Origin of the sequence: Massilia aurea (genome assembly GCF_024753205.1) — a bacterium.
In the GTDB taxonomy this organism is placed as follows: Bacteria; Pseudomonadota; Gammaproteobacteria; order Burkholderiales; family Burkholderiaceae_D; genus Telluria; species Telluria aurea.
This window is the reverse complement of record NZ_JANUGZ010000004.1, coordinates 656,405-682,180: the sequence shown is the minus strand read 5'-3', so window position 1 is coordinate 682,180 and position 25,776 is coordinate 656,405. Positions and strand designations below refer to the sequence as shown.

The 25,776-nt window shown below is 62.2% G+C and carries 25 protein-coding genes and 1 tRNA gene; 4 read left to right on the top strand and 22 right to left on the bottom strand.

Going from position 1 to position 25,776, the window contains the following annotated elements:
* Positions 1–26: 26 nt before the first annotated feature.
* The 3 genes from NX775_RS18115 to NX775_RS18105 all read right to left on the bottom strand — a co-directional run bounded on the left by NX775_RS18115 (position 27) and on the right by NX775_RS18105 (position 3,473).
* Entirely contained in the window at positions 27–1,370 is a 1,344-nt protein-coding gene (locus tag NX775_RS18115; protein WP_258837223.1) for an NtaA/DmoA family FMN-dependent monooxygenase, read from the bottom strand.
* On the bottom strand, positions 1,370–2,590 hold the full coding sequence (locus NX775_RS18110; protein WP_258837222.1) for an epoxide hydrolase family protein: 1,221 nt from the start codon (positions 2,588–2,590) through the stop codon (positions 1,370–1,372). Before NX775_RS18110 ends, NX775_RS18115 begins: the two co-directional genes overlap by 1 nt.
* Positions 2,591–2,726: 136 nt before the next feature.
* Positions 2,727–3,473 (bottom strand): NADPH-dependent F420 reductase, encoded by a 747-nt coding sequence (locus NX775_RS18105; protein ID WP_258837221.1) that lies wholly within the window; start codon positions 3,471–3,473, stop codon positions 2,727–2,729.
* A gap of 101 nt (positions 3,474–3,574) precedes the next feature.
* Between NX775_RS18105 and NX775_RS18100 the strand changes: the two genes are divergently transcribed.
* A complete protein-coding gene (locus NX775_RS18100) occupies positions 3,575–3,949 on the top strand; it encodes a winged helix-turn-helix transcriptional regulator (protein ID WP_258837220.1) in 375 nt (124 codons plus the stop codon).
* A gap of 225 nt (positions 3,950–4,174) precedes the next feature.
* Positions 4,175–4,939 carry an SDR family oxidoreductase gene (locus tag NX775_RS18095; protein WP_258837219.1) on the top strand — a complete coding sequence of 255 codons (765 nt, stop codon included), beginning with the start codon at positions 4,175–4,177 and terminating at the stop codon, positions 4,937–4,939.
* Positions 4,940–5,108: 169 nt separating this feature from the next.
* Here the strand turns inward: NX775_RS18095 and NX775_RS18090 are convergent, their stop codons facing one another.
* The 9 genes from NX775_RS18090 to NX775_RS18050 all read right to left on the bottom strand — a co-directional run bounded on the left by NX775_RS18090 (position 5,109) and on the right by NX775_RS18050 (position 12,888).
* Positions 5,109–6,179 (bottom strand): DUF5694 domain-containing protein, encoded by a 1,071-nt coding sequence (locus tag NX775_RS18090; RefSeq protein ID WP_258837218.1) that lies wholly within the window; start codon positions 6,177–6,179, stop codon positions 5,109–5,111.
* Positions 6,180–6,264: 85 nt separating this feature from the next.
* Positions 6,265–7,341, bottom strand: a complete 1,077-nt coding sequence (locus tag NX775_RS18085; RefSeq protein ID WP_258837217.1) for an enoyl-CoA hydratase/isomerase family protein — start codon at positions 7,339–7,341, stop codon at positions 6,265–6,267.
* A gap of 98 nt (positions 7,342–7,439) precedes the next feature.
* Positions 7,440–7,796: a ribosome hibernation-promoting factor, HPF/YfiA family gene (gene hpf / locus NX775_RS18080; RefSeq protein WP_183554132.1), complete on the bottom strand. Its 357-nt coding sequence runs from the start codon at positions 7,794–7,796 to the stop codon at positions 7,440–7,442.
* Positions 7,797–7,870: 74 nt separating this feature from the next.
* Entirely contained in the window at positions 7,871–9,358 is a 1,488-nt protein-coding gene (locus NX775_RS18075; protein WP_258837216.1) for an RNA polymerase factor sigma-54, read from the bottom strand.
* 14 nt (positions 9,359–9,372) lie between these two features.
* Positions 9,373–10,128: an LPS export ABC transporter ATP-binding protein gene (lptB, locus tag NX775_RS18070; RefSeq protein WP_183554134.1), complete on the bottom strand. Its 756-nt coding sequence runs from the start codon at positions 10,126–10,128 to the stop codon at positions 9,373–9,375.
* Positions 10,125–10,673 (bottom strand): lipopolysaccharide transport periplasmic protein LptA, encoded by a 549-nt coding sequence (gene lptA / locus NX775_RS18065; RefSeq protein ID WP_258837215.1) that lies wholly within the window; start codon positions 10,671–10,673, stop codon positions 10,125–10,127. Before lptA ends, lptB begins: the two co-directional genes overlap by 4 nt.
* Positions 10,674–10,718: 45 nt before the next feature.
* Positions 10,719–11,324, bottom strand: a complete 606-nt coding sequence (gene lptC / locus NX775_RS18060; protein WP_258837214.1) for an LPS export ABC transporter periplasmic protein LptC — start codon at positions 11,322–11,324, stop codon at positions 10,719–10,721.
* Positions 11,325–11,329: 5 nt separating this feature from the next.
* A complete protein-coding gene (locus tag NX775_RS18055; protein WP_258837213.1) occupies positions 11,330–11,866 on the bottom strand; it encodes a KdsC family phosphatase in 537 nt (178 codons plus the stop codon).
* Positions 11,866–12,888, bottom strand: coding sequence for a KpsF/GutQ family sugar-phosphate isomerase (locus NX775_RS18050; protein WP_307732298.1), 1,023 nt, complete (start codon positions 12,886–12,888; stop codon positions 11,866–11,868). The genes NX775_RS18055 and NX775_RS18050 overlap by 1 nt, the downstream gene beginning before the upstream one ends.
* Before the next feature lie 109 nt (positions 12,889–12,997).
* Between NX775_RS18050 and NX775_RS18045 the strand changes: the two genes are divergently transcribed.
* On the top strand, positions 12,998–14,977 hold the full coding sequence (locus tag NX775_RS18045) for a monovalent cation:proton antiporter family protein (protein WP_258837211.1): 1,980 nt from the start codon (positions 12,998–13,000) through the stop codon (positions 14,975–14,977).
* A 3-nt stretch (positions 14,978–14,980) separates the two neighbouring features.
* Here the strand turns inward: NX775_RS18045 and NX775_RS18040 are convergent, their stop codons facing one another.
* The 4 genes from NX775_RS18040 to NX775_RS18025 all read right to left on the bottom strand — a co-directional run bounded on the left by NX775_RS18040 (position 14,981) and on the right by NX775_RS18025 (position 19,573).
* On the bottom strand, positions 14,981–16,099 hold the full coding sequence (locus NX775_RS18040) for a DUF484 family protein (protein WP_258837210.1): 1,119 nt from the start codon (positions 16,097–16,099) through the stop codon (positions 14,981–14,983).
* A gap of 115 nt (positions 16,100–16,214) precedes the next feature.
* A complete protein-coding gene (locus NX775_RS18035; protein ID WP_258837209.1) occupies positions 16,215–17,060 on the bottom strand; it encodes an MOSC domain-containing protein in 846 nt (281 codons plus the stop codon).
* Between the two features lie 181 nt (positions 17,061–17,241).
* Positions 17,242–18,333 carry a redox-regulated ATPase YchF gene (gene ychF, locus NX775_RS18030; protein ID WP_258837208.1) on the bottom strand — a complete coding sequence of 364 codons (1,092 nt, stop codon included), beginning with the start codon at positions 18,331–18,333 and terminating at the stop codon, positions 17,242–17,244.
* A gap of 142 nt (positions 18,334–18,475) precedes the next feature.
* The gene (locus NX775_RS18025; RefSeq protein ID WP_258837207.1) at positions 18,476–19,573 is read right to left on the bottom strand and encodes a patatin-like phospholipase family protein; all 1,098 of its coding nucleotides are present in this window, start codon (positions 19,571–19,573) and stop codon (positions 18,476–18,478) included.
* Positions 19,574–19,679: 106 nt separating this feature from the next.
* Here NX775_RS18025 and NX775_RS18020 point away from each other — a divergent pair, with 106 nt between their 5' ends.
* On the top strand, positions 19,680–21,428 hold the full coding sequence (locus NX775_RS18020) for a DUF3857 domain-containing transglutaminase family protein (RefSeq protein ID WP_258837206.1): 1,749 nt from the start codon (positions 19,680–19,682) through the stop codon (positions 21,426–21,428).
* Positions 21,429–21,449: 21 nt separating this feature from the next.
* On the opposite strand, the gene pth is transcribed toward NX775_RS18020, so the two are convergent.
* The 6 genes from pth to lolB all read right to left on the bottom strand — a co-directional run bounded on the left by pth (position 21,450) and on the right by lolB (position 25,747).
* The gene (gene pth, locus NX775_RS18015; protein ID WP_258837205.1) at positions 21,450–22,034 is read right to left on the bottom strand and encodes an aminoacyl-tRNA hydrolase; all 585 of its coding nucleotides are present in this window, start codon (positions 22,032–22,034) and stop codon (positions 21,450–21,452) included.
* 125 nt (positions 22,035–22,159) lie between these two features.
* On the bottom strand, positions 22,160–22,753 hold the full coding sequence (locus NX775_RS18010) for a 50S ribosomal protein L25/general stress protein Ctc (protein ID WP_183554157.1): 594 nt from the start codon (positions 22,751–22,753) through the stop codon (positions 22,160–22,162).
* 204 nt (positions 22,754–22,957) lie between these two features.
* A complete protein-coding gene (locus NX775_RS18005; RefSeq protein ID WP_183554159.1) occupies positions 22,958–23,908 on the bottom strand; it encodes a ribose-phosphate pyrophosphokinase in 951 nt (316 codons plus the stop codon).
* Positions 23,909–24,053: 145 nt separating this feature from the next.
* A tRNA-Gln gene (locus NX775_RS18000) sits at positions 24,054–24,130 on the bottom strand.
* An 82-nt stretch (positions 24,131–24,212) separates the two neighbouring features.
* Complete coding sequence (gene ispE / locus NX775_RS17995; RefSeq protein WP_258837204.1) at positions 24,213–25,106, bottom strand: 4-(cytidine 5'-diphospho)-2-C-methyl-D-erythritol kinase; 894 nt, start codon at positions 25,104–25,106, stop codon at positions 24,213–24,215.
* A gap of 11 nt (positions 25,107–25,117) precedes the next feature.
* On the bottom strand, positions 25,118–25,747 hold the full coding sequence (lolB, locus tag NX775_RS17990; protein WP_502572603.1) for a lipoprotein insertase outer membrane protein LolB: 630 nt from the start codon (positions 25,745–25,747) through the stop codon (positions 25,118–25,120).
* Positions 25,748–25,776: the final 29 nt, after the last annotated feature.

The window sequence follows — 25,776 nt, the reverse complement described above, 5'->3', positions numbered from 1 at the left end:
TGAGGTTATTCATGAATTGATATTGTTCAGTCGTGGAGACGCCGGTCGAGCCCGTATTGCGCCGGCGCGCCAAGGTGTTCGCGTAAGGTCGAACCACCATAATCAGAATGAAAAATTCCGCGGGCCTGCAGGATTGGAATCACCCCGTCAACGAAAGCGTCGATGCCATCATCGATGTCCGGAGATATCCAGAAGCCGTCTACAGCGCCCGCTTCGAGCCACTCCTGCATGTGATCCGCAGCTTCAATAGCCGGACCAGCGATCACCGGGTGATAGTCAATAACGCCATGAGCAAGAACGTCCTTGAGGCTCCATCCTTCGCGCGCTACTTTCAGCGCGTTCGAGGACCGCGGATCTCTGGTTGATGGCCGAGCATTGGCGAGCTGCTCGCGTGACAAAGGAGTATCGAGCTGCGAGAGGTCAAGTCTGATGCCAAGCATCTGTTGGAGGTACGCCAGCCGCTGTGGCAAAGACGTGCCCATCATGGTGATCCGTCGATCCAGTGCAGTCCGCTTGGTATCGGTGATCGACGTCATCAAGCCAGCAAAGAACTTCACCTCATTCGGATCGCGACCTGCGCGTTCTGCCGCGTTTCTCAACGCCATACGCTGGGCACGTGCATCATCGATCGTAAACACGGCGCCAATAAGCGCGTTGGCATAGCGGCCGGCAAGATCGTGACCGTTCGGGCTGCCGCCCGCATGGAAAATGACTGGCTGTCCCTGTTCAGATGGCGGGATATATAACGGGCCGCGCGAAGCGACATATTTGCCGCCTGCGGCAACCGGTTCGATATCGTCCGCCCTGGCGAACTGTCCGCTCGCCTGATCGTGAACCCATGCGTCCTTGCCCCAGCTTCCCCAAAGCGCTTGAACCAGCTGAATGGCTTCGTGCGCCCTGCCATAACGATCTGCGCTCGATGGGAGACGCTTGCCATAATTTACCGCGACATCTTCGCTACTCGATGTCACAGCGTTCCAGCCGGCGCGCCCATGGCTCATGACGTCAAGCGCCTTGAACTGACGCGCCAGATTGTAAGGTTCATTGAACGTTGTCGAACCAGTGGCGACAAGACCGATATGGCTTGTCTCGCGAGCGAGCACTGCCAGCATCAGCATGACGTCCAGGCTGTAATACGGGGGTTCGTGCTCGATGTCTCCAATGTGACTGGGGCCATCCGGCAGAAACAGGAAATGGAGCTTGCCGCGTTCCGCAGCCTGGGCATGCCTGATCTTTGCCTCGAGGCTGGTATAGCTCTTTGGATCAACACCCGGCACACGCCATGCACCGGGTTGAGACCCGTAGCCGTTTCCGAGTTGCATACCGATCAGCAGTTGAGTCGGCACGGGAAGGTTGCTCGTCATGCTCATTACCGCACCTTGCTGAACGTGGCGCGCAATTCGTCGACGAACGCGGCAGGTTGTTCCCAGGCGGCGAAATGGCCGCCTTTCGGCAGCTCGTTGAAATGAACGAGCTTCGCAAAGCGTGGTTCCGCCCACCGCTTTGAGATGCGTGCTTTCTCCCCCGGGAACATGCTGACGCCTGTGGGCAATGGCATCGGCTCCTCGATCGTCACCTGACGAGGTTTCTCCTTCGCCGTCTCCCAATACAAACGGGCTGAGCTCGGCCCGGCGTTCGGCAGCCAGTAGAGCATGATGTTGTCAATCATGTCGTCGAGTTTGAATACCCGTTCAGGTTCGCCGCCGCTGTCGGAGACGTCCGCCAGCATTTGGTAAATCCACGCCGCTTGCCCGGCTGGAGAATCGGCGACACTGTAGGCAATCGATTGCGGATGTTTGCTTTGTATCGCGAAGTATCCTGACAAATTGTCCAGATACTCTTGCATATCAGCGAGAATCTTTTGCTCTTCTGGCGTTGCGCTCGAGCGTTCAGTGTCGGTGGGCGTGAAATCAACCAGGTTCAGGTGGATGCCGATCAACCCTTCCGGTTGCATGTAACCGAGCCTGGTTGTAATTTGCGCGCCCCGATCGCCGCCTTGCGCAACCCACCGCTTGTACCCCAGTCGCTCCATGAGGACGATCCAGGCTTTGGCGATGCGCTCGTTATTCCACCCAGTCGTTGTAGGCTTGCCCGAAAAACCATGACCTGGCAGTGACGGTATGATCAGGTCAAACGCATCCGCTTCCTTGCCACCGTGCGCAACAGGATCAGTCAATGGGCCAATGACGTGCCGGAACTCCAGCACTGAGCCCGGCCAGCCATGAGTTAGAAGCAATGGCAGGGCATTCCGCTCTTTTGAGCGGATATGTAGAAAATGAATGTCGATGCCATCGATCTCGATGACATATTGCCCTGAACTGTTAAGAAGCTTTTCGCAAGAACGCCAGTCATAACCGTTCTGCCAACGTTCGACCAAGCTGCGAATATTGGCAAGTGGTGGTCCTTGCGTGGTGTCTTCAACGGTTTCTTTATCCGGCCACCGGGTCTTTGCCAGGCGCGCTTGAAGATCGATCAGTCGCGCACGTGGAACCGCAATCTTGAACGGTCGAATGCCGTTCGCAATTGCGGTAGCTGGTTGAAGTGGCGCACTGCGCAAGACCTCAGCAGCACTCGCTGTTGCAGAAAACATGGAAACGCCAGCGATAGCGCTACCCGAGAAAATGAATTGCCGACGATGCATGAGAGGCCTTTCGGTAAGCGGGTTCTGGCCAACCCACTCGTTTATTGGATGAATGTCTGCGCCTGGCGCGACGCGTATTGCACGCTTACATATTGATGGCGCGGACCAACCGAACACCCCATTCTTCGTCAGGATTCGTTGTGCTGTCCCCAAGGCGCTCCTGCATTACGGCAACGCCGAGATCTCGACGTTTGGGCAGCCTGTCTCGCTGTGCAGCATCCAGAGCCGCGCCGATCTCAGAGTAGGAAAGATCCGTGCAATACACGGGCGCGCCTGGCTGTTGGCGCCACGAGTCCGCGAGCGAGCCAGCATCGAAAGCATCAAGGCCGGTATCATTGACCAGCGACATGGCTACCTTGCGATCGTGATCTCGATCCGCGGCCACCGGAATAGCGATCCGATCAGATGCCCCGACCGGCTTTGACTTCCTGGCCAGAGACGCTGAGCCAATTGCATTCCATGCTTTGACGATTGGGCGACCAAGCTGCTCGGCTACCCACATGCTCTCGGCTTGTCCCTGCTCGATGGCGTCGATCTTTTCATCGCGGAAAGGATAATAGTTGGAGGTGTCGATGACGACAGTCTCAGCGGGAAGGCCGGCTACCAGCGATGCAATATCCCGGATGCGATTGAGTGGAATGGACAGAATGACGACCTCCACATCCGTCAGGGCGTTCTCGGTAGTCACAGCGAGCGCACCTGAAGATAGAAGTCCTTTATCAATCGTTTCAGGGCCACGCGAATTTGCGACCTTCACCTCATGCCCGGCCTGGCTCAAGCGCACAACAAGCGTCTTACCAATGTTTCCTGTTCCCAAAATACCGATTTTCATATTCCCTCCCATTGACGATTACTGTGGTGTCATAATATGGACTAACTTCTGTAACAACAAGAACCCACCAAAAAGTGGGATACACACCAAAAGGTAAGTGCATGTCGATTCGTGATTGGAAATGTGAGGACTCAAAGCAGCAGCTGGTCTGGGCGGCTGCAACAGGCGAAGCGCTACGTGTGCTTGAGGGCAAATGGAAGATCGTCATCATCTTCCAGCTCTTTGCAGCAAAACAGCCGCTTCGCTTTTCGGAACTCGAGCGCCGCGTGGAGGGCGTCAATCAAAAGATGCTCATCCAGCAACTGAAAGAGTTGGAAAAGGACGAGATTGTCATACGGAAGATTTATCCGCAGGTGCCACCTAAGGTCGAATATGCACTTAGCGAAATGGGCCTGGCGCTCGGCCCATCAATTGAATGCCTGATCGATTGGACATTTATGCGCCGAGAAACTACTAATGGCGGTTTGGAAGCTTAGTCGCTTGCAGGTTCGCATTATTTACATGCTCTGCACTTAGCCGCAGCGCACTGCTCAATCGCTTGCAAACCCTGGCAAGGTAAGTCTCGCGTTGTAGTCCTATGCGGTTTATCTAGTCCATGAACCAGTATTCATGGCCTTCGATTTGAAAGCAATAAACGAATAGATCGTCATCCGTTAGCTGGTTAGGCTGTGAGTCTCCTCCATACTTTCAAAGGATTCACGATGCTGCAGTTATCAGGGAAAGTAGCAATCGTCACTGGCGCAAGTTCAGGCATTGGATACGAAACGGCCAAGCTATTCGCAAACGAAGGTGCGAAGCTGGTCGTCACCGCTCGCCGCCACAGCGAACTTGTCAAACTGGTCGCGGACATCGAGCGGATTGGCGGTGAGGCAGTTGCCATTGCCGGGGACATCAGGGACGAGAACCTTGCGCGCTCATTGGTTGAAATGGCAGAAAGCCGCTTTGGCGGACTCGACATTGCTTTCAACAACGCTGGTACGACAGGGGATCCCGCCCCAGTGGCCGATATACCGGCTGATGCCTGGCAAGCTACACTCGATACAAATTTGACGGGCTCTTTTCTTGGTGCGAAGTACCAACTGCCCGCAATGATAAAACGAGGCGGTGGTTCGATCATTTTCACGTCGACATTTGTCGGAAGCACTGTGGGTTTTCCAGGAATGGGGGCATACGCTGCCAGTAAAGCAGGACTGATCGGTCTGATGCAGGTTATCGCCGTGGAGTATGGCATGCACGGTATTCGCGCCAATGCTTTACTCCCAGGGGGAACCGATACGCCGATGGGCCGAGCGACCGCCAATACGCCTGAGGCGCTGGCTTTTGTAAAAAGCTTGCACGCCCTCAAACGCATTGCACGGCCGGAGGAAATCGCCCGCTCGGCACTCTATCTCGCTTCGGATGCCTCCAGCTTCAGCACTGGCTCGACGCTTTTGGTGGATGGTGGCGTGTCAATCAACCGCACGTAATAGAAGAAATGCCAGTGACACCAGCATCGCTGATGCGAATGCCGCAGTCGTGTCAGATCGTATCGACTACCTTCCCACTGGTGTAGTACACGTAGGTCAACGGTCCATCAGGAATAAGCTGGCTAATTTCATTGATTGGTTCTGCTTTTAACGAACTGCGACCGTCACATTATTTCAGCACCCGTGCCGCATCCACGATCCGCACATCATGCATCTGGTGCAGATATGACTCAAGATATCCCTTGTGCGACGCGCCGACGATGACCAGCATGCGCTGGCCGGGCCGCATCCCCAGCACGTCCCGGATATTGGCCGCCATGCGCAGGTTGCGCGTTTCCCAGTAACCGACGTACTGGCGGCCGAAGCGCTGCGCTGACGGCTCGTTGATGGCCGCGCCGAAGTCGCTACGGTAAATTAGGGCCGCCTGGCCAGGCGCATTGTCAGCGCGGTACATCGCCAGCACGCCTTCGGCACCCGCCAGCAAGCTCTCCTGCGCCTTGTCCACCGCCGTGCGCTGCTTCGTGGCTGGGTTGTCCCACGCCGTCATCAGCGCATCGCCAAACGCCTTCTGGTCTTCAGACGCGCTGTCGGCGGTATGGTCGTCCATCGCATACAGGCGCTCGTGCCCGAGCCGGGCGGCCAGGCGCGCACCGATCATCAGGCTTTCGTCGCGTCTGGTTTCCAGCTTCACGAGCACGCCGACCAGTGCAGCGTCCAGGCCGTCGCCGGCACGGCGCTCGCCCTCGGGCAGGCGCAGCCACTGGACCAGCGCCGATGCCTGCTCGCCACCAGCGAGGAACAGCGCCGCCAGGCGCCGGCGCTGTGCGGGTGTAGGCGCAGCGGGCCAGGCTGCCAGCAAGGCCTCGGCGGCCTCGGTCGCCGTCGCGACATCCAGTCCCGTGGCCAGCCGCGCCGGCGCGGGATCCCGGCAGTAGGCGCCGATCGAGTCCTTGTAGCGCGCCGGGTAGCTTCGCATGAAGTCGCACTGCGGCCCGGATACCGCCTCGATCGCAATCGCCTGCGGCTTCCATGCGGCCAGGCGCTCGTTCAGCAGCGTCAGACTGGCGGCCTGGAAGGTGTTCGGCAATTGTGACAGATGGGGCGAGCCCAGCACCAGCACCTCGTTGGCAGGCCCGGAGACCGGTCCCTTGAATGCACTCGCATTGAAGTCAGGCTGCCAGGACTGGGCGGCGGCGCTGCCGCACAAGGTCATCGACAACAGCAAGGCGGTTATGCGCATCGGGGGTCCTCATCGGTTCATGAAGCCACGATGTTTGCACCGCCTGCGCGAAAAGTCACGCGTAAACGGATATGCATGGAGACGCTTACGCGAGATGCCGCAGCGGATGCGCATGCACCGGCCACACCGGCGCAAAGAAGTGCGCGACCATCGCATCGGTCACGAGCTCGAGCGACGGCGGATTCCATTGCGGCGCATTGTCCTTGTCGATGACGAGCGCGCGCACGCCTTCGAGTACTTCACCATGCTCGAAGTTGCGGCGCACGAGCGAGCGTTCCAGGCGCAGGCAGTCGGCGACGTCGAGCGACGCGCCGCGCAGCAGCAGCTCGCGCGTCACGCACATCATCAACGGCGAGCGCTGACGCATCGCGCGCAATGCCTTCTGCGCGAATGGCGTGTCGTCACCCTCGAGCGACGCCATGATTGCCGCCACCGAGTCCGCGCCGAAGTGCGCATCGATGCGCGCGCGGTTGGCCTGCAATTCGCTCTCGCCGGCATGCTGGCTGGAGAACGCGCGGATCGCCGCCGGCAGATCCGCGCCCGGCGTCGCTTCGATCAGCGCGTGCAATGCCGCCAGGTCGCTGCCTGCCACGAACACATCGGCCAGGCCCACGTACAGTGCGTCGGCCGCGCCGATCGTCAAGCCGGTCAAGCCCAAAAACATCCCCAATTGGCCCGGTGCGTGCGACAGGAAATGGCTGCCGCCGACATCGGGGAACAGGCCGATATTCACCTCGGGCATTGCCATCTTGGTGCGCTCGGTGACGATGCGCAGGCCGCAATCGGGCCCACCCTGCGCGATGCCCATGCCGCCGCCCATGACCACGCCGTCCATCAGCGCAATGTACGGCTTCGGATAAAAATGGATCAGGTGGTTCAGCGCGTATTCTTCGGTGAAGAAATCCTCGAGCAGTGCGCTGCCGCCTTGTGGCGAGGCGTTGCCGACGTCGTGGAAGAAGCGGATATCGCCGCCCGCGCACAGTGCTTTTTCGCTGCTGCTGGTGATCACGACCGCATCGACGGCGGCGTCAAGCTGCCAGCCGAGCAGGATCGCGGTCAGCGCGCGCACCATGTCCAGCGACAGCGAATTGAGCGCCTTGGGACGGTCGAGGGTGATGATGCCGGTGCGGTTGGCGATGCGGGTCAGGACGTGTTCGGACATGGCGTGATCCATCGAAAGGAAACACATATTTTACCGGCAGCGGGATGCAAAAAGGGCGTCCCGAAAAGACGCCCCTGGCGGTGGTGACCTGCGCTCGATCAGGCGGCAGCGACGTCTGCTTCGTCGACGTCCAGGCGTTTGATCGCTGTGCGGTTATGGTCTTTGAGCATCTGCTTGTGCTTCAGAATTTGTCGATCCAGTTTATCCATCAACATGTCGATCGCGGCATACAGGTCTTGCGCGACGCTCGCCACGTGCAGGGTCTTGCCCGACACTTGGACATTGATTTCAGCTTTTTGCCTTTTTTCTTTTTCAGTGAGGTTATCGACGGCCAGGAAGACGTGGGTATCTATGACTTGATCGAAATGGCGAATAATGCGTTCCAGCTTATTCTGAACGTATTCACGGATGGCAGGGGTTACTTCGAGATGGTGACCACTGATGGTGAGGTTCATACACACTCCTTTGAAGATGTCACGTCGCTTGCACCATACAGGAGCTGAAGGCACAGACTGTATGAGCGGCGTTGTTACAAGGCTTTGCGGAGACTGACGGGGGGGATCTTGAGCGCTTCACGGTATTTTGCGACCGTCCTGCGCGCAATGACCATGCCTTGTTCCCCGAGCATTTCCGCGATCTTGCTATCGGATAATGGATTCTTAGGGTCTTCTGCTCCTGTCAATTGTGCGATGAGCGCACGGATTGCCGTTGAGGATGCTTCGCCTCCCGCTTCGGTGGCAACGTGGCTACCGAAGAAATACTTCAACTCGAACATGCCGTGCGGGGTCAGCATGTATTTCTGGGTTGTGACACGAGAGATCGTGCTCTCGTGCAGACCTAGTGTATCAGCTATCTCACGCAAAACAAGGGGCCGCATGGCAACCGCGCCATGGCTGAAAAAGTTGCGCTGGCGCTCGACAATGGCCTCGGCCACACGCAGGATCGTGTCGAAACGCTGGCGCATGTTCTTGATGAGCCACTTCGCCTCTTGCATCTGCGCGCCCATCTGGCTCTCGGTGCGGCCCTGCTTGAGCATGGTGGCGTACAGGCTGTTCACGCGCAGGCGCGGCATCACGTCCTGGTTCAGCGTGACCGCCCAGCCGTTCTTGGCGCGCCGCACGATCACGTCCGGCACCACGTAATCCGACACGTTCGACGCGAACGCGGCGCCCGGGTGCGGGTTGCACTGGCGGACCACGGCCTGCACTTCGCGCAGGTCTTCGTCGTCGCAATCGAGCGCTTTTTTCAGCTTGCTGTATTCGCGCTGCGCGAACCAGGTCAGGTACCCTTCGACGATCTTCAGGGCCATGCGCCGCGTGACCATCGGCACGCCCGGCATGCGCCGGATCTGCAGCGCCAGGCATTCGGCCGCACTGCGCGCGCCCACGCCCACCGGGTCCATGCTCTGCACCATCGCCAGCGCGCAGCGCAGCTCGTCGAGGTCGACCTCGAGTTCTTCGGGCAGACGCGCATGGATGTCGTCGAGCGGTTCTTCCAGGTAGCCGTTGTCGTCGAGCGCGTCGATCACCAGTTCGGCCAGCGCGCGGTCGCGGGTCGACAGCAGCGTTTCGCGCACCTGTTCCATCAGGTGTTCGCGCAGCGTGATGGCGCACGCCTCCAGCTGCGGGCGGCCGTCTTCGTCGTCGCTGCTGCTGCCACTGCCGGACGACGCACCGCTGCCTTCGCTCCACTCATTGTCGGGCCGGTCGCCATCGACCGCGCCGCCTTCGGCGCCCTCGCCCTCGGCCGGCGCGCTGCCCTCACCTTCGGCCTGCTGGCCCGGCGCGGGTGGCGCCTCGCCGGATGCCGGCGCATTGTTGATGGCCCCATCGGCCAGCAAGCGCACCGAATGATCGAGCGGATCGTCGAGCCTTTCGAGCAGCGGGTTATCGCCCAGTATCTGCTCGATCTCCTGATGCAGTTCGAGCGTCGACAGCTGCAGCAACCGGATCGATTGCTGCAGCTGTGGCGTGAGCGCCAGGTGCTGCGAAGTGCGGAGCTGAAGGGACTGTTTCATCAATTGAGTATGGCTTACATGCGGAAATGTTCACCAAGGTACACGCGGCGCACCGACTCGTCGGCGATGATATCGTCGGGACGGCCGGATGCGAGCACCGCCCCCTGGTTGATGATGTAGGCGCGGTCGCAGATACCAAGCGTCTCGCGGACATTGTGGTCGGTGATCAGGACGCCGATCTTGCGCTCCTTGAGGAAGCGTACGATGCGCTGGATCTCGATCACGGCGATCGGATCGACGCCGGCGAACGGTTCGTCGAGCAGCACGAAGCGCGGGTTGGTCGCCAGTGCGCGCGCGATCTCCACGCGGCGCCGCTCACCGCCCGACAGCGACAGCGCCGGGTTCTCGCGCAGCTTCTCGATCTGCAGGTCGGCCAGCAAAGTATCGAGGCGGTCGCTGATCTCGGTTTTGGTGAGCGACTTGCCGTTGACCTTCTGCAGTTCGAGCACGGCGCGGATGTTTTCTTCCACGGTCAGCTTGCGAAACACCGAGGCTTCCTGCGGCAGGTACGACAGGCCGAGCACCGCGCGGCGGTGGATCGGCAGGCTGGTGATGTCGGTGCCGTTGATGCTGATCGAGCCGGCGTCCGACGGCACCAGGCCGACGATCATGTAGAACGACGTGGTCTTGCCGGCGCCGTTCGGGCCCAGCAAACCCACCACTTCGCCGCATTCGACATCGAGCGACACGTCGCGCACGACCAGGCGCTTGCCATAGCTTTTCTGCAGGCCCTTGACGACCAGCGTGCTGCGATCGTTCAGTTCCGTCATTGCGTGCCTCCGGCCGGCGCACGCTTGGGCGCCAGGATCAGCGTGCCGCGTCCGCCGCCAACCTTGCTCTCGCCGCTGACGTCATTGCGCACGGCGACGACTTCCTTGCGGTTGTCGTACGAGATGAACGGACCGGTCATCTGGTTGGTCATCCGGTCGTTTTCGAGTTCCTTGACGACGGCGTTCGAGTACAGGCGCACCAGCTCCGAACGCTCATCGTATTCGATGCGTTCGGCCTGGCCCTCAACCCACAGGTTCGGGCCGCCGTCGCGCTTCTGGCGGAACGTGGCTGGCTTGCCGTTGGCCGCGGTGAGCGTCACGCTCATGTAGCCTTCGGGCGTCTCCCGAAGAACGGCGCGCTCGGCCTTGATCAGCAGCGTGCCGCGGGTCACGATCACGTTGCCGGTAAACGTGCGAATGCCGGCGACCCCGTCGGCATCGGAATTATCAAACTCGAGAGCCGCCTGCTTGAGCGAGTCGGCCTTTTCGGCCATGGCGGTCAAGGAAAGGAGTGAAAAGAAAGCGGCAGCAAATAGTTTTTTCATTGTGGTGCTGTTCCTGGGTTAGCACGCGCGCATGGCTTGCAGCCTTCAGCGCTGGCGTGGCGGATAGACGATACGGCCGCGGCCGGACAATTTCATCTGCATGGTCGCATTGTTGGCGACCATGCCGGTGGCCTTGAGAGTGGACGCGCCAAGCTCCATGTCGATCGGCTGGTCGGTCTTGACGATTTCTTCGTCGGGCAATACGGTCATGGCCTGCGTGCGCACGCGCAGCGCTTCGCTGGTGGGCGTCTTCGGGCGCTGCAGATCGACGTCGCCGAACAGTTCGACGCGGTGTTCTTCGTGGAAGATGCGCGCGCTCTTGGCCACCACCGTCATCGGCGGACGGCCCGGTTCGACACCGCGCATCAGCGGCTGCTCGACGTTCGACACATCGCCCAGCGGGATATGGGCCAGGCGCTTGCCCGACACCACGTAGCTTGGCTGGCCGTTGGGCGTCATCCGCACGAACGAGAAATTCTCGACGATGTAATCCGGCTCGTCGGGCGGGCCGCCCAGCTGCGCGTCGATGTCGGTCGCCTGCATCAGCTGCAGCAGCCAGAAGCTGCCAAAGGCGAAGAACACGCCGATCACGATCATCGCCAGCAGATTCCAGCGATGCGAGGTGCGCTTGTTGGAGACGAGAGTAGCCATGACGCTCAGGCGAAATACGGCGCGAGCGCCTGGTCATAGGTGCCCTGCGCGCGCATGACCAGGTCGCAGATCTCGCGCACCGCGCCACGCCCGCCACCGTTCTTCGTCACGTAATGCGCGCGGTGCTGCACGTCCGGATGGCCGGACGGTACCGCAACGGCAAAGCCCACGCGCGCGAACAGCGGCAGGTCGATCACGTCGTCGCCGATGTAGCCGCATTGGTCGGCGGTAAAGCCGGTGGCTTCGAGCAGATTGGCAAAGCCGATGCGCTTGTCGTGGTTGCCCTGGTAGACATGCGAGATGCCAAGGTCGGCGGCGCGCCGGACGACGATCGGCGACAGACGCGCACTGATGATCGCAGTCTGCACACCGGATTTACCCAGCATCTGAATGCCCAGGCCATCGAGCACATTGAAGGTCTTGGTGACTTCGCCATCGGGGCCATAAGTCAGGCTGCCGTCGGTGAGCACACCGTCGACGTCGAAGATCATGACCTTGATGCGCGCGGCGCGCTCGATGTGGGCCAATACAGGAATAGTCATCAAATCACCTTTGCGCGGGTCAGGTCGTGGATGTGCAGCGCGCCGACCAGCTGGCCCGCCTCATCGATCACGAGCATCTGGTTGATGCGGAATTCTTCCATCACGGCGACCGCGTCGACCGCCAGCTGCTCGGGGCGCACGCTGCGCGGATTGGCGTGCATGACGTCGCGAATCAGCACGTTCGAAAAATCGTGCATGCGCTCGATCACGCGGCGCAAGTCGCCGTCGGTGAACACGCCCAGCGGACGGCCATCAGCGTCGACCACGGCGGTCATGCCCATGCCCTTCTGGCTGATCTCGAGCAGCGCCTTGACCAGCGGGACATCCAGGCCCACCGACGGGATGGCGTCGCCAGTGCGCATCACGTCGCGCACGTGCGTGAGCAGGCGCCGGCCCAGCGCGCCGCCCGGATGCGACAGTGCGAAATCCTGCTCGCGGAAACCCCGCACGTCGAGCAGCGCCACGGCCAGCGCGTCGCCCATGGCCAGCGTGACAGTGGTGCTGGTGGTCGGCGCCAGGTTGAGCGTGCAGGCTTCTTTCGCCACCGCGATATTCAGATGGACGTCGGCCAGCTTGGCCAGACGCGAGGCCGGCTTGCCGGTCATGGCGATCACGCGCGCGCCCAGGCGCTTCACGGCCGGCAGGATGTCGAGCAGTTCGGACGATTCGCCGGAATTCGAAATCGCGATCAGGATGTCATTCGCCGTGACCATGCCCAGATCGCCGTGCGCGGCTTCGCCCGGGTGCATGAAGAACGCCGGCGTACCGGTGGACGACAGCGTGGCGGCGATCTTGCGGCCGATGTGCCCCGACTTGCCCATCCCCGAAACGACCACGCGGCCGGTGCCGGCGTAGATCAGCTGCGCGGCGTCGACGAAGCTGCTGTCGTCGCCCAGGCGCGCGTGCAGCGCCACGATGGCGTCGGCCTCGATGGCAAGCGTCTGGCGACCCAGTTCCAGCACGCGCTGCGCCAGGGTTTCGTCAAAACTTTTCAGCATTATTTGGTCATCAGTTACACTCATTCCAGAAGTATAAACGAATTGCGAAAGCAAAAAACTTGCCAGTCGTAACATTCGATGACAAGCACGCCTCACGGCGCATCGCCACCACAACCACCGCCCGTTTCACCCCATGCATTCTGGTCTCGAACTTACCCTGTTGCTGCTTGGCTGCGCCGTCCTCGGCGTGGTGGCCTTTCGCACGCTGCAACTGCCGCCGATGCTCGGCTACCTGGCTGTCGGCGTTCTGATCGGCCCCCACGCCCTGGCCCTGGCCGAAGACAGCCCCACCACCCATGCGCTGGGCGAATTCGGCATCGTCTTTTTGATGTTTTCGATCGGGCTCGAATTCTCGCTCGGCCAGCTGCGCTCGATGCGGCGCATCGTGTTCGGGCTGGGACTCGGCCAGGTGGTGACGACGGTCGCTGCGGCCATGGGCATCGGCCTGCTGGCGGCCTACCTGATGCCCCACCTCACGCTTGCCTGGCAGGCCGCGTTCGCACTGGGCGGGGCGCTGGCCATGTCGTCCACGGCGATTGTCGTCAAGCTGCTCACCGAGCGCCTCGAGCTCGAGAGCGAACATGGGCGGCGCATCATCGGCATCCTGCTGTTCCAGGACCTGGCGGTGGTGCCGCTGTTGATCATGATCCCGGCGCTGGCGCGCGATCCGGAAGACATGGCCATCACGCTGGGCCTGGCCGCGCTCAAGGCAGGCCTGGTGCTGGCACTGCTGCTGTTCTTCGGCCAGAAGCTGATGGGTCGCTGGTTCACGATCGTGGCCAAGCGCCGCTCGCAAGAGCTGTTCATGCTCAACCTGCTGCTCGTCACACTGGGGTCGGCCTGGATCACCGAGCAGGCCGGTCTGTCGCTGGCCCTGGGCGCTTTCGTCGCTGGCATGCTGATCTCCGAAACACCCTACAAGCACCAGGTGGAAGAAGACATCAAGCCGTTTCGCGACGTGCTGCTTGGCCTGTTCTTCATCACGATCGGCATGCTGCTCGACCTGCGCCTGGTGAGCCAGTACTGGTGGCAGGTCACGCTGCTGCTGGCGCTCGTGGTGCTGCTCAAGGCGGGCCTGATCGTGCTGATGGCGCGCGCATTCGGCGCGCCGCTGGGCACCGCGCTGCGCACGGGTCTCGCGCTGGCGCAGGCCGGTGAGTTCAGCTTCGTGCTGCTCAGCCATGCATCCGGCTCGAAGCTGATCGATCCGTTCGTGATGCAGCTGGTGCTGGCCTCGATGGTGCTGTCGATGCTGCTGGCGCCCTTCATCATCGGCTACATGGACCGGATCGTGATGAAGGTCGCGGCCAACGAGTGGATGATGCAGTCGCTGCAACTGACGCAGCTGGCCACGCGCACCATGACCACGCAGAAGCACGTGATCATCGCCGGCTTCGGGCGCAGTGGCCAGAGCCTGGCAACGCTGCTGAAAGAAGAAGCCTTGCCATGGTATGCACTCGACCTGGATCCGGAGCGGGTGCAGAAAGCGCAGGCGGCCGGCGCGTCAGTGTCGTACGGCGACGCGGCGCGCCGCGAAAGCCTGATCGCAGCTGGCGTACACCGCGCCAGCGCGCTGGTGATCACGTTCGCCGACACGCGCCAGGCGCTCAAGGTGCTGCATCTGGTGCACGAACTGGCGCCCGCCCTGCCCGTGATCGTGCGCAGCCACGACGATGGCGACATGGACGTGCTCAAGGCAGCCGGCGCGACCGAGGTGGTGCCCGAAGCGCTCGAGAGCAGCCTGATGCTCGCCTCGCACGCGCTGGTCACGCTCGGCGTGCCGCTGCGCCGCGTGGTGCACCGGGTGCAGGCCGCGCGCAAGGGCCGCTACGCCACGCTGCGCGGCTACTTCCACGGCGCGGACGACAGCGGTGCGGACCTCGAACATGGCCAGGTGAAGCTGCATTCGGTGCGCCTGCACGCGCAGGCCGGCGCAATCGGCCTGTCGCTGGGCGCGTTGCAGTTGCAGGATGTGGCGGTGGAGGTAACGGCCTTGCGGCGCGGCGGCCAGAATATCGCGCCTGGCCCGGCCGTGCTGCTGGCGGCGGGCGACGTCGTGGTGCTGCGCGGCGACAGCGAGGCGGTCAGCCGCGCCGAGGAGCGACTGCTGTAGGCATCACGTGAACGTGACGACCTGATTGCGACCCGCGGCCTTGGCCTGGTACAGCGCTGCGTCGGCCGACGCGATCAGCTCCTGTGCGACGCCTTCAATAGCGTGATCGCGCTCGAAATCGGTCAGCGCCGCCACGCCGATCGACACCGTCACGTCCACCTGTTCCCCTGTGCTCAGGTCCACCGGCAAGCCGGCTACGCTCGTGCGGATGCGGTTCGCGACGATGCTGGCGTTTTCCAGGTCGGCGTCGATCAGCAGAACGACGAATTCTTCGCCGCCGAAGCGGCACAATGTATCGGACATCCGCAGTTCGGCCTTGATGCGGGTGCACACCTCGCGCAGCACGTCGTCGCCGCCCTGGTGGCCGACCGTATCGTTGACGCGCTTGAAGTGGTCGATGTCGATGTACATGCAGGACAGGCGGTAGCCCTGGCGCCGCGCGCGCGCGATTTCTTCGGCCAGGCGCCGGTCCATGTAGCGCCGGTTGTAGGCGCCGGTGAGCGAATCGGTCAGGCCGATGTACTTGAGCATTTCGTTGCTGATCACGTTCTCGAGGCAGATCGCGATGATCGAACCCATGTGCTCGACGAAATCGGTGCCCAAGGCCGGCGTAAAGCGGCTTGCGTCGGCGCTGCCCAGGTTCAGGCTGCCGATCAGGCGCTTGTTGCGCAGCAGCGGCACCAGTGCCACGCTGCGCAGGTCGACCGGCGGCTGCGGGAACATCGCGCGATGCCGGCCCGGCGCATAGGGGCCCAGGATGGGCCGCGGCTGGCGCTCCGGCGCCATGTCAAAGCCAAGCTCGACCGCGTGCTCGCAGAACATCAGGTTGGGCAGCGTTTCAAAATCGACGCCGAGGCGGTGCATGACCGTATAAATATCGGCGTTCTGGTCGATCAGCGACAGCGTGACGATATCAAGGTCCGAGATCACGGGCAGCGTGCTGAAGATCGTGCCGACCAGGTCGGGAAAACTGCTGGCGCCGACGATTTGCAGGTCGAACGCCTGGTGGCGGCACATGATTTCGTGATTGCGCTCGGCCTGTTCGAGCACATACGCCATGCGTGCACGCAAGGTCTCGTTTTCCGCCATCAATTCCCGCGACGACACGCTCGGCTCGTGCATGAAGAATTCCTTTCAGCAATAACCGTAACATTACGCCATGTTCCTGAGCTTGGATACGAAAAACCGCCTGATCATGCAGGCGGTTAGGCGATTTTGCGACAGTAGCGCGGTCCGTCTAGAAAGCGAGCTCGACGTTCAATGGCTGGCCGACGCGCAGCGTCTGGCCGATGCCCTCCTGCACGATCACGTTCATGCCCACCGTGACGGCGCCGTCCATGCGCGGATTGGCGCGCCAGGCTTGCAGGATGTCGAGCGGATCGGGGCCGGGAATGCCGGTGGCCTGATCAACCGCCGGGATCGGGCAGCGCGCGCACGGCTTGACGGGGCGCAGCGTCATTCCGTCGCCGTGGAAGGCAGCCACGAAATCTTCCTCGAACGCGGCGATGCCATCGACGACGACGTTCGGGCGGAAGCGGTTCATGGGCAGCTTGGCGCGGCCGGCCTGCGCGAGTTTTTCGTTGATATCGTCGAGCGACGCCTGGCCGATCAGCAGGATCGGATAGCCATCCGAAAAGCGCGTAGCGGCCGGGACGCCTTTTGTCCATTTGGTGCTGGTCGGGCGGTGGACGTCGGGGCGAAAGCGCACCAGGCGGCATGGGGCTTTGAGGGCGGTGGTGAACCAGCTGGCGGCCGCGTCGCCGCAATCGGCGGCGGGGATGCGGTCTTCCCAGAGCAGCACTTCGACAGTGGGTGCGGCAGCGTCGTGCGCCAGTGGCAGGTGCAGGGGTGGCATGCCGGGGGCGTTGACAATCAGCGCTGTGGCGTCGATGCGCGGCGTGACCGTGGCCATGCGCGGTACTTCGCGCTGGGTCAGGAACAGGCCGTCGGGCGTCACCAACATCCATTCGCGGTCGTGCACGCCGTTGGCCGAGAGGCCGTCGAGGGCGAGACGGGCTTCAGGGACGGACAGGCCAGCGCAGGATTTGATCGGGTAGATAACGAGTTCGGTGAGGGTGGCCATGTGCTCAATCTCGGGCGGCGTAAAAAAAGGCCCAGCAGGGCCAATGTCGTAGCGTGGGCGGGTTTCCCGCCCACGCGTTCAACCCGCTTTCGCCATACCACGGCGCGAGGTTGGTTTGAACGCGTGGACGGCATAGCCGTCCACCCTACTTTGGTAGCGCGCCGGGTATCCAGGGCGCAGATCAGACGTTGAACAAGAAGTTCAACACATCGCCATCCTTGACGACATATTCCTTGCCTTCAGCGCGCATCTTGCCCGCTTCTTTCGCACCGGCCTCGCCCTTGTACGCCAAAAAGTCGTCATACGCGATCGTCTGCGCGCGGATGAAGCCGCGTTCGAAGTCGGTGTGGATCACGCCAGCCGCCTGTGGCGCGGTGTCGCCCACGTGGATGGTCCAGGCGCGCACTTCCTTCACACCGGCGGTGAAATACGTCTGCAGGCCGAGCAGCTTGTAGGCGGCGCGGATCAGGCGGTCCAGGCCCGGCTCTTCCATGCCCAGGTCGGACAGGAAGTCGGCCTTGTCGGCATCGTCCATCTCGGCGATTTCGGACTCGATCGCGGCGCTGATGGCCACGATCGGGGCGTTCTGCTCCTTGGCGTACGCGGTCAGCAGGTCCAGCAGCGGGTTGTTGGTGAAGCCCGTGTCGGACACGTTGGCCACGAACATCGCCGGCTTGGCCGTGATCAGGTGCAGCGTCTTGATCATTTCCATTTCGTCGGCGTCCAGCCCCATGGTGCGCACTGGATTGCCCTGGTCAAGGTGCGGCATCAGGCGTTCGCAGATGGCAACCAGCTTGGCCGCATCCTTGTCGCCCGAGCGCGCTTTCTTGCCTTCGCGGTGGATGGCTTTTTCGACGGCGGTCATGTCGGCCAGCGCCAGCTCGGTCTGGATGACTTCGATGTCGTCCAGCGGGCTGACCTTGCCGGCCACGTGGATCACGTTGTCGTCCTGGAAGCAGCGCACGACGTTGATGATGGCGTCGGTTTCGCGGATGTGCGACAGGAACTGGTTGCCCAGGCCCTCGCCCTTCGATGCACCGGCGACCAGGCCGGCGATGTCGACGAATTCAACGATGGCGTTGACCATGCGTTCCGGCTTGACGATGGCCGACAGCGCATCCATGCGTGGATCCGGCACTTCGACGACGCCGACGTTCGGTTCGATGGTGCAGAACGGATAATTTTCAGCCGGGATGCCGGCCTTGGTCAGCGCGTTGAACAGGGTGGACTTGCCGACGTTTGGCAGGCCGACGATGCCGCATTTGAGGGTCATGAGAACTCTTTCTGATTCGGTAAAAAGCGAGCGATCAATGAACCGCTCTAAACCCTGCATTGTAACCCGGACCGGCTTTTCTGCTGAAAAAAAAGGCGCACCGCCCCCGTGCTGCAACGCTCGCGATTGCCCCAGTGACAAGCTAGATTGGCTGGATGCGCGCCAGGTCGGGCCGCAGCGCGAATTCGGCCAGCTCATCGCGCAGGCGCTCGCCCTCCCCGATCGCGCGGCGCCAGACGCGGATGCGCTCGTCGTGGTCGAGGCCGAATGACGTGAAGTCGGTCCGGTCCGGCAATTTGCCGCGCGGTAGCGAGCGCAGGAATTCCGCAGAAGGCGTCACCAGCAGCACATTCTCCAGCCAGCTGCGGTTGGGGCCGCGCGCCGCGCGTCGCCACGGCATGCTCTTGTCGAGCCAGCCTGGCACGATGTGATCGGTGAAATGCGGATACAGCACCAGTTCGCTCTTGTCCGCGCCGGCCGCGCGCGCATACGGCAAGGCCAGGTGGTAGTCGATGATGCCGCCATCCCAGTAGCTGCCGGGAGGCGCCTCGGCGATATCCGTCACTGCTTTCATGATCAAGGGCAGCGTGCCCGAGGCCAGCAGGCCAGAGGCCAGATTTGCGCGCGTCAGTGCCGAAAAATGCGTCGTGAAACGGTCGAACGGCTCGCGCAACCATGGTGCCTGGCTGCGCGCATCGTGGATGACCACCCTCTCCATCAAGCGCCCCAGCCAGGCCCGCGAGCCGGCATTGTGCAGCGCGGCCGAGGCGAAGCCGCGCAGTTCGGCGTGGCGGCCGACCGGTGCGGCGAGCGAACGCAGGCCACGGTCAGCCAGGATGTGCAGGCGGTGATGGGGATGTCCGATGATGTCGTCTTCATGCCCGCTCACCAGTTCGGCCAGCAGGGCTTGCACGACATCGTCGATCTCCTGCGCACTGGGTTTCAGGCGCGTGTAGCGCTGGCCGGTGTAGAGTTCGGCCAGGCGGGCAAACGCCTTTGCCGGATCCTTCTGGCACGCGGCGGCCATGCGCCAGGCGCCGATGGAGGCGCCGATCAGGGTCCGTTCGCGCGGCGCCGTGGGCAACCACTCGCCGAACAGCCACGCATCGAGCGATGCGAAGATCAGGCCCTTGGGGCCGCCGGCTGCAGCCGGCACGATGGCAATGTCCTGCGCGCGCAAGCCATGCGCGGCGATCTGGGCCATGGCAAGTGGGCCAGCCTGGAAGGTAAGCGCTCTCATCGTGAAATTATCGCAGAAGTCCGGCCAGCAGCAGCCGCTTGCGCGACATCAATCCTGCATGGACGCCGCCCCGTACCATGGGTCGGTCGTGTGTCGGGAGATTGTCATGATGCTGCGCTTTGTCGTCATGCTGTGTCTGCTTCTGTGGCCATTACTGGGCCTGCAGCCGGCATGCGCGCGTGATACGGGCGTCGACCGCCACGTACGGCACTTTGTGGTCGAACCCAGTGGCGCCTACCTGCTCACGGTCGAACAAACCAGAACCATCGCCCAGCGCGATGCGCTGCACGACCACGCCCGGTACGAGATCGGCTACAACCAGGCGCTCGAGGGCATCATCGCCATCGAGGCGCATACCGAAAAGGCCGACGGGCGCCGGCTCGCTGTGCAGCCGCACCAGATCCGCGACCAGCAACAAGCCGCTTCGGTCGACGCTCCAATGCTCCAGAACACACGCCTGAAGATTGTCGTGTTTCCCGATGTCGGCGTGGGTGACCAAGTGGCGGTGCGCTATGTCGTGCGGCGCCATACGCCGCTGTTTCGCGGCCACTTCGAAGACCTGTCCAGTGCCAGGCTCCAGCGCCAGCGCGACTTCCGGCTGGTCTATGACATGCCGGCCGCGATGCTGCTGCATGCCGACGCCGCCGGTTTCGTCCCGACCGCCGCCGCTGACCTGCCCGCGCCCGCCGCCGGCAAGCGCCGCTACGCCTGGCGCTATCTCGATGGCGACAATGCCCGGATCGAGGTCGGCTCGGTCAGCGAACTTGACCACGGCAATCGGCTCGCCGTCTCCACCTTCGCCGATTACGCCGCCCTCGCCCGCGCCTACCAGGACCGCGTGGGCGCACGCGTGCTGACCGACGACATGGTGGCGGCGCTTGCAACGCGCGTGACTGGTGATGTGACCGAGCCCCGTGCGCGTGCGATCGCGTTGTCCGACTGGGTACGCCGCAACGTGCGCTATGTGGGTGTGCACCTTGTTCCCGGCGGCGTGGTGCCGCACGCGGCGGCCACCGTTCTGGCGAACCGCTACGGCGACGCCAAGGACCACGCGACGCTGCTCGTCGCCCTGCTGGCCAGCGCCGGCATTGACAGCACCGTTGCCCTCGTCAACAACGGCAACGCCTACCAGTTGCCTGCCGCGCCGACGCTGGGCGTGCTCAATCACGCGATCGTCTACGTGCCGTCGCTGCAGCTGTATCTCGATTCGACGGCCAACAGCGTGGCCGGCGGCTTCTTGCCAGCGACCTTGCTCGGCAAGCCGGCGGTGCTGACGCGCTCGGGCGAGTTCGCGATGCTCCCCTTCTTCCAGCACGCGCAAAGTCGAACGCTCACGCAGTTCACCATCCAGCCCGATGGCAGCAGCCGTTTTACGGTCACGCGCACCGGCAGTGGCGCCCTGGCAGAACCGTACCGAAACGTCCCGGGCGGCGATGCCGCAATATCGTCGCGCGGCGCCAGAAACGGTTTCACGCAACCACCGGGCCCGGCGCGGCTGGCCACGACCTACGATCTAAAGGGTAGCCTGGGCGATGCCGTATTGACGTTCGCGCAGGAGCACGAGCGACACCAGGACTTCGTGTGCCCGGCAATCGATGCCGAGGACGAAGTGCGCTTTCATCTGCCGACGCGCTCGCTTGTGCAGGCACTGCCCCGCGCCGTGCATGTAGACGACGCCAACTTTGCCTACCACTCGCGCTATGCACGGCGCGGCGCGCTGGTGACGGTGCAGCGTCAGCTCAAGTTCCGCCACACGGCGGCAACTTGCACGCCTGACGACTACCGGCGCATGCGACCCGCACTTGAGCGCATGCTACGCGACCTGCGCTCACAGGTCGTGTTCAGGCGCGGCTGAAGCTGGCCGTGCACCTGTCTGTCAGGCAGTGTGCAAACGCATCGTGGCCGTGTCGAACTTGCCTTCGCAGACCAGCGGAATGATGTGCAGGCTCTTGTCGATCGATTCCTCGATCAGGCTCTGCTCTTCGCGGCGCGGGCGGTGCAGAACGAAGTCAGCCACCACCTGCTGCAGGTTCATCGTGCGCGGGTGGCCGATGCCAAGGCGCAGGCGCCAGTAGTCCTGGGTACCCAGCGCGGCCGTGATGTCCTTCAGACCGTTGTGGCCACCGGATGAACCACCCTTCTTGAGCTTGGCAACGCCCGGTGGCAGGTCGAGTTCGTCGTGCACGACCAGCACTTCATCCGGATTGATTTTATAAAAACGCGCCAGGCCGCCTACCGACTGGCCGGAACGGTTCATATAGGTCTGCGGCTCGAGCAGCCAGACGTCGTTGCCGGCAATCGACGTCTTGGCGACCAGGGCGTTGAAACGCGATTCGCGCTGCAGACGGCAGCCAGGCAAGCCATTGGCGAGATTGTCCACGAGCCAGAAGCCGGCATTGTGGCGGGTTTGTTCGTACTCGGGGCCGGGATTGCCGAGGCCAACGATCAGTCGAATGGACATGCGTGAGATTCTGTCGAGAAAAGGCGATTATCGCCGAAACGTGCAAATCAAAAAATAAAAACCCGCCGGGCAAGCCGCGGCGGGTTTCTGTGCGATGCGTCGCCGGAGCGACGCGTCAGCTGCGATTACTCGGCAGCTGGGGTCTCTTCAGCGGTGACTGCGCCGCGTGGGATGGTTGCGGTGACGATGGTCAGGTTCTGGCCATGGGTCAGTGCGGTGACGCCTTCTGGCAGGACCAGATCGTCGGTGTGGATCGAGTTACCGGCTTCCAGGTTTGCCAGGTCGACTTCGATGAACTCTGGCAGTTGGCCTGGCAGGCACGACACTTCCAGCTCGTTCAGCACGTGCGAGATGACAGCGCTGTTCAGCTTGACGGCTGGCGAGTTCTCGGCGTTGACGAAGTGGAAAGCGACCTTGGTGTGCACTGGCTTCGACGAATCGACGCGCTGGAAGTCAGCGTGCAGGACCAGTTGCTTGAACGCGTGCATCTGGAAGTCACGCAGCAGGACTTGCTGGGTCTTGCCGTCGATTTCCAGGTCCAGAACCGAACCGTGGAACGCTTCTTTTTTCAGCGCGTGCCACAGGGCGTTGCCGTCCAGGGCGATCAGCTCAGGCGTACCTGCGCCACCGTAGATGATGCCTGGCGTTTGACCAGCTTTACGCAGGCGGCGGCTCGCTCCGGTCCCCTGCAGAGTGCGGTTGAATGCGACTACTTTCATGTGATACTCCAAAAATAAAACAGGCCCGAATGCCGAAGAAAACGATCAACAGCCCGGTAGCCAAGTGGCGACCACCCCCGCGACCAGGGGCAGTCAGGAAAGAGCGCATTGTTACGCGCTCAAAAGATACAGAAAACCTGGATGCTACAACGGCGCGCCGGCTGTTTAGCCAGGCGCGCCGTGAAAAACGACGTCGATATGAACTTAGTCGACGAACAGCGAAATGACCGAGTCACCCTTGACGATCCGCTTGAAGGTCTCGGCCAGCAGCGGTGCGCAGGTCAGCTGGCGGATCTTGCCGCAAGCGGCGCCGGCGGCGCTGAGCGGGATCGTGTCGGTGACGACCAGTTCATCCAGCGGCGAGTTCGCGATGCGTTCGATCGCCGGGCCGGACAACACGGGGTGCGTACAGTAAGCAACCACCTTCTTGGCGCCGCGCTCCTTGAGCACTTCGGCAGCCTTGCACAGCGTGCCTGCGGTGTCGACCATGTCATCCATGATCACGCAGTTACGGCCTTCGACTTCACCGATGATGTTCATCACTTCGGACACGTTCGCCTTCGGGCGACGCTTGTCGATGATCGCCAGGTCGCAACCCAGGCGCTTGGCCAGGGCGCGGGCGCGCACCACACCGCCGACGTCTGGCGAGACGACCAGCAGGTCGTCGTAGTTGCGCTTCTGCAGATCGCTCAGCAGGATTGGCGATGCGTAGATATTGTCGACCGGGATATCGAAGAAACCCTGGATCTGGTCAGCGTGCAGATCCATGATCAGGACGCGCTCGACGCCGGCTTTTTCCAGCATGTTTGCTACGACCTTGGCCGAGATCGCAACGCGCGCCGAACGCGGGCGACGATCTTGACGGGCATAACCGAAGTAAGGAATCGCTGCAGTGATACGGCCAGCCGAGGCGCGCTTGAGAGCGTCGACCATCAGGATGATTTCCATCAGGCTGTCGTTGGTCGGTGCGCAGGTCGATTGCAGGACGAAGACATCCTTGCCGCGCACGTTCTCATTGATTTCGACCATGACTTCGCCGTCAGAAAACTTCGAGACGACAGCCTTGCCGAGTGGAATACCGAGGCTTTTTGCGACCCCTTCTGCTAGCGCCGGATTGGCATTGCCGGTAAAAACCATCAGGTTTTCGTAAGCCATGGGAGTCCCAAAAGGTAAGAAGCGTTAATACAGTAGAAAAACAATCAGCCGGCTATACCGGCTGATTAACATGCTGATGTGGCGCTTGGCACCGCATCGCGATTCTCTTGCTGGACGCATCGGCATCGACAGAACAAGAAAACTTTGGCAGGGGAACAAGGATTCGAACCTTGGAATGCCGGAATCAAAATCCGGTGCCTTAACCAACTTGGCGATTCCCCTACACGACCTGTAGTGCTTGCCGCTTCACATTGTGCTGCACATCTTCTGTGCTGCTCAGCGTCGCGACAGGCAAAATTTTATTCTACAACTCACTGATTTGCAAGAGCGATTTTTTCAGTGGGTGTGTCTTCAACGACTTCGCTTTCCATGCCGCATACTTCTGCGGCACTTGCGCCAACACCTGGTTGGCAGCGTCTTCGCTGGAGACTGCGCAAAACACGCATGCCCCTGAGCCAGTCATCCTGGCATCACCGTAGCTGCTCAACCATTCAACCGCTTCAGCTACCGGCGGGAACAGGCGCATCGCCACGTTCTGCAAATCATTTTTACCAAACCCCACCATGCTGCCTGAATTGGTGTGGCTGGAAAAGTCCGCTATTCTGACCGGCTTTGCGTCTCTTGTCAAATCTACCGCAGAAAAAATGGCAGGCGTTGGCACGGCGACGCCGGGCTCGAGCACGACATACCAGCAATCGGGGCCGTCCACGGCCTGCAAGGCCTCCCCTACCCCTTCCGCAAACGCCGTCTCGCCAAACAAAAAGAACGGGATATCGGCGCCCAGCGGCAAGCCCAGCGCCATCAATTCTTCGCGGGTGAGGCCTGCCTGCCACAGGTGGTTTGCGGCCATTAGCGCCGTGGCGGCATCGGACGAACCACCACCCAGCCCGCCCCCCATCGGCAGGATCTTGTCGACCGCTACATCGATGCCAGGCGGCAGGCGCCCATGGCGGCGTGCAAATTCTGCCTGCAACAGGCGCAGCGCGCGCACGATCAGGTCCTGGTCATGTGGCACGCCAGGCACATCGGTCGTGCGCACGATGCGTTCATCGTCGCGCAGGTCGAAGTGCAGACGGTCGGTGCGGTCGATTAATTGAAACACGCTTTGCAGCAGGTGGTAGCCATCGGCGCGCCGGCCGATGACATGCAAAAACAGGTTGAGTTTGGCCGGGGCCGGGCAATCGTGCAGGGAACGCATGCGCATGGGGGTCAAGCCGCCGGATTGACGACGATGCGGATCGCCAGATCCTGGATGTCGCCCGAAGCGGCGCGCTCGGCCTGGATCAGGCGCGGCACCGGGGCAGCCGCGGCAGCGCCGGCCGCTGCGTCACCACCGCCGGCCGCCTGCCAGTCGACAAAGCGCAGGCGCCAGCCATCCTTGGTCGTCACGCTGTTGCTGGCCGGGGAAGCGCGGAAACGCTTCCCCTCTGCATCGACCGCATAGCCCTGCAGCCAGTCGCGCAGGCCTGACACGGGCAGTGGCCAGCCAAGCGTCTGCTGGGTCAGGCTATCGATGTCGGCCGCTGTGCGCGGTTCCTGGCCGGCCTGCGTGAGCGTGGCCGAGCCTGGCGTGACATTGATCGCAGCGACCGTCTGGCCCAGTGGCGACATCAGGGTGACGTCGATCGTGCCCGGACGCTGCTCCCAGTTGAAACTGCCACTGATCGATTCCGGCCGGCCATCCTTTTGATAGTTCACCGACAGGCGCCCTGCCAGGTCAATGGTTTCGCGATACGCGCCGACCGTGGCGGTGGACAGGTTGGCGGTGCTTGTCGCGCAACCGGTCAAAACCGTGGCGGCAAGGGCGAGGATGGCGAGGCGTCGGGTAAGCAGCATCATGGGGCAGCGAAAAGGGGCAGCAAAAGAGC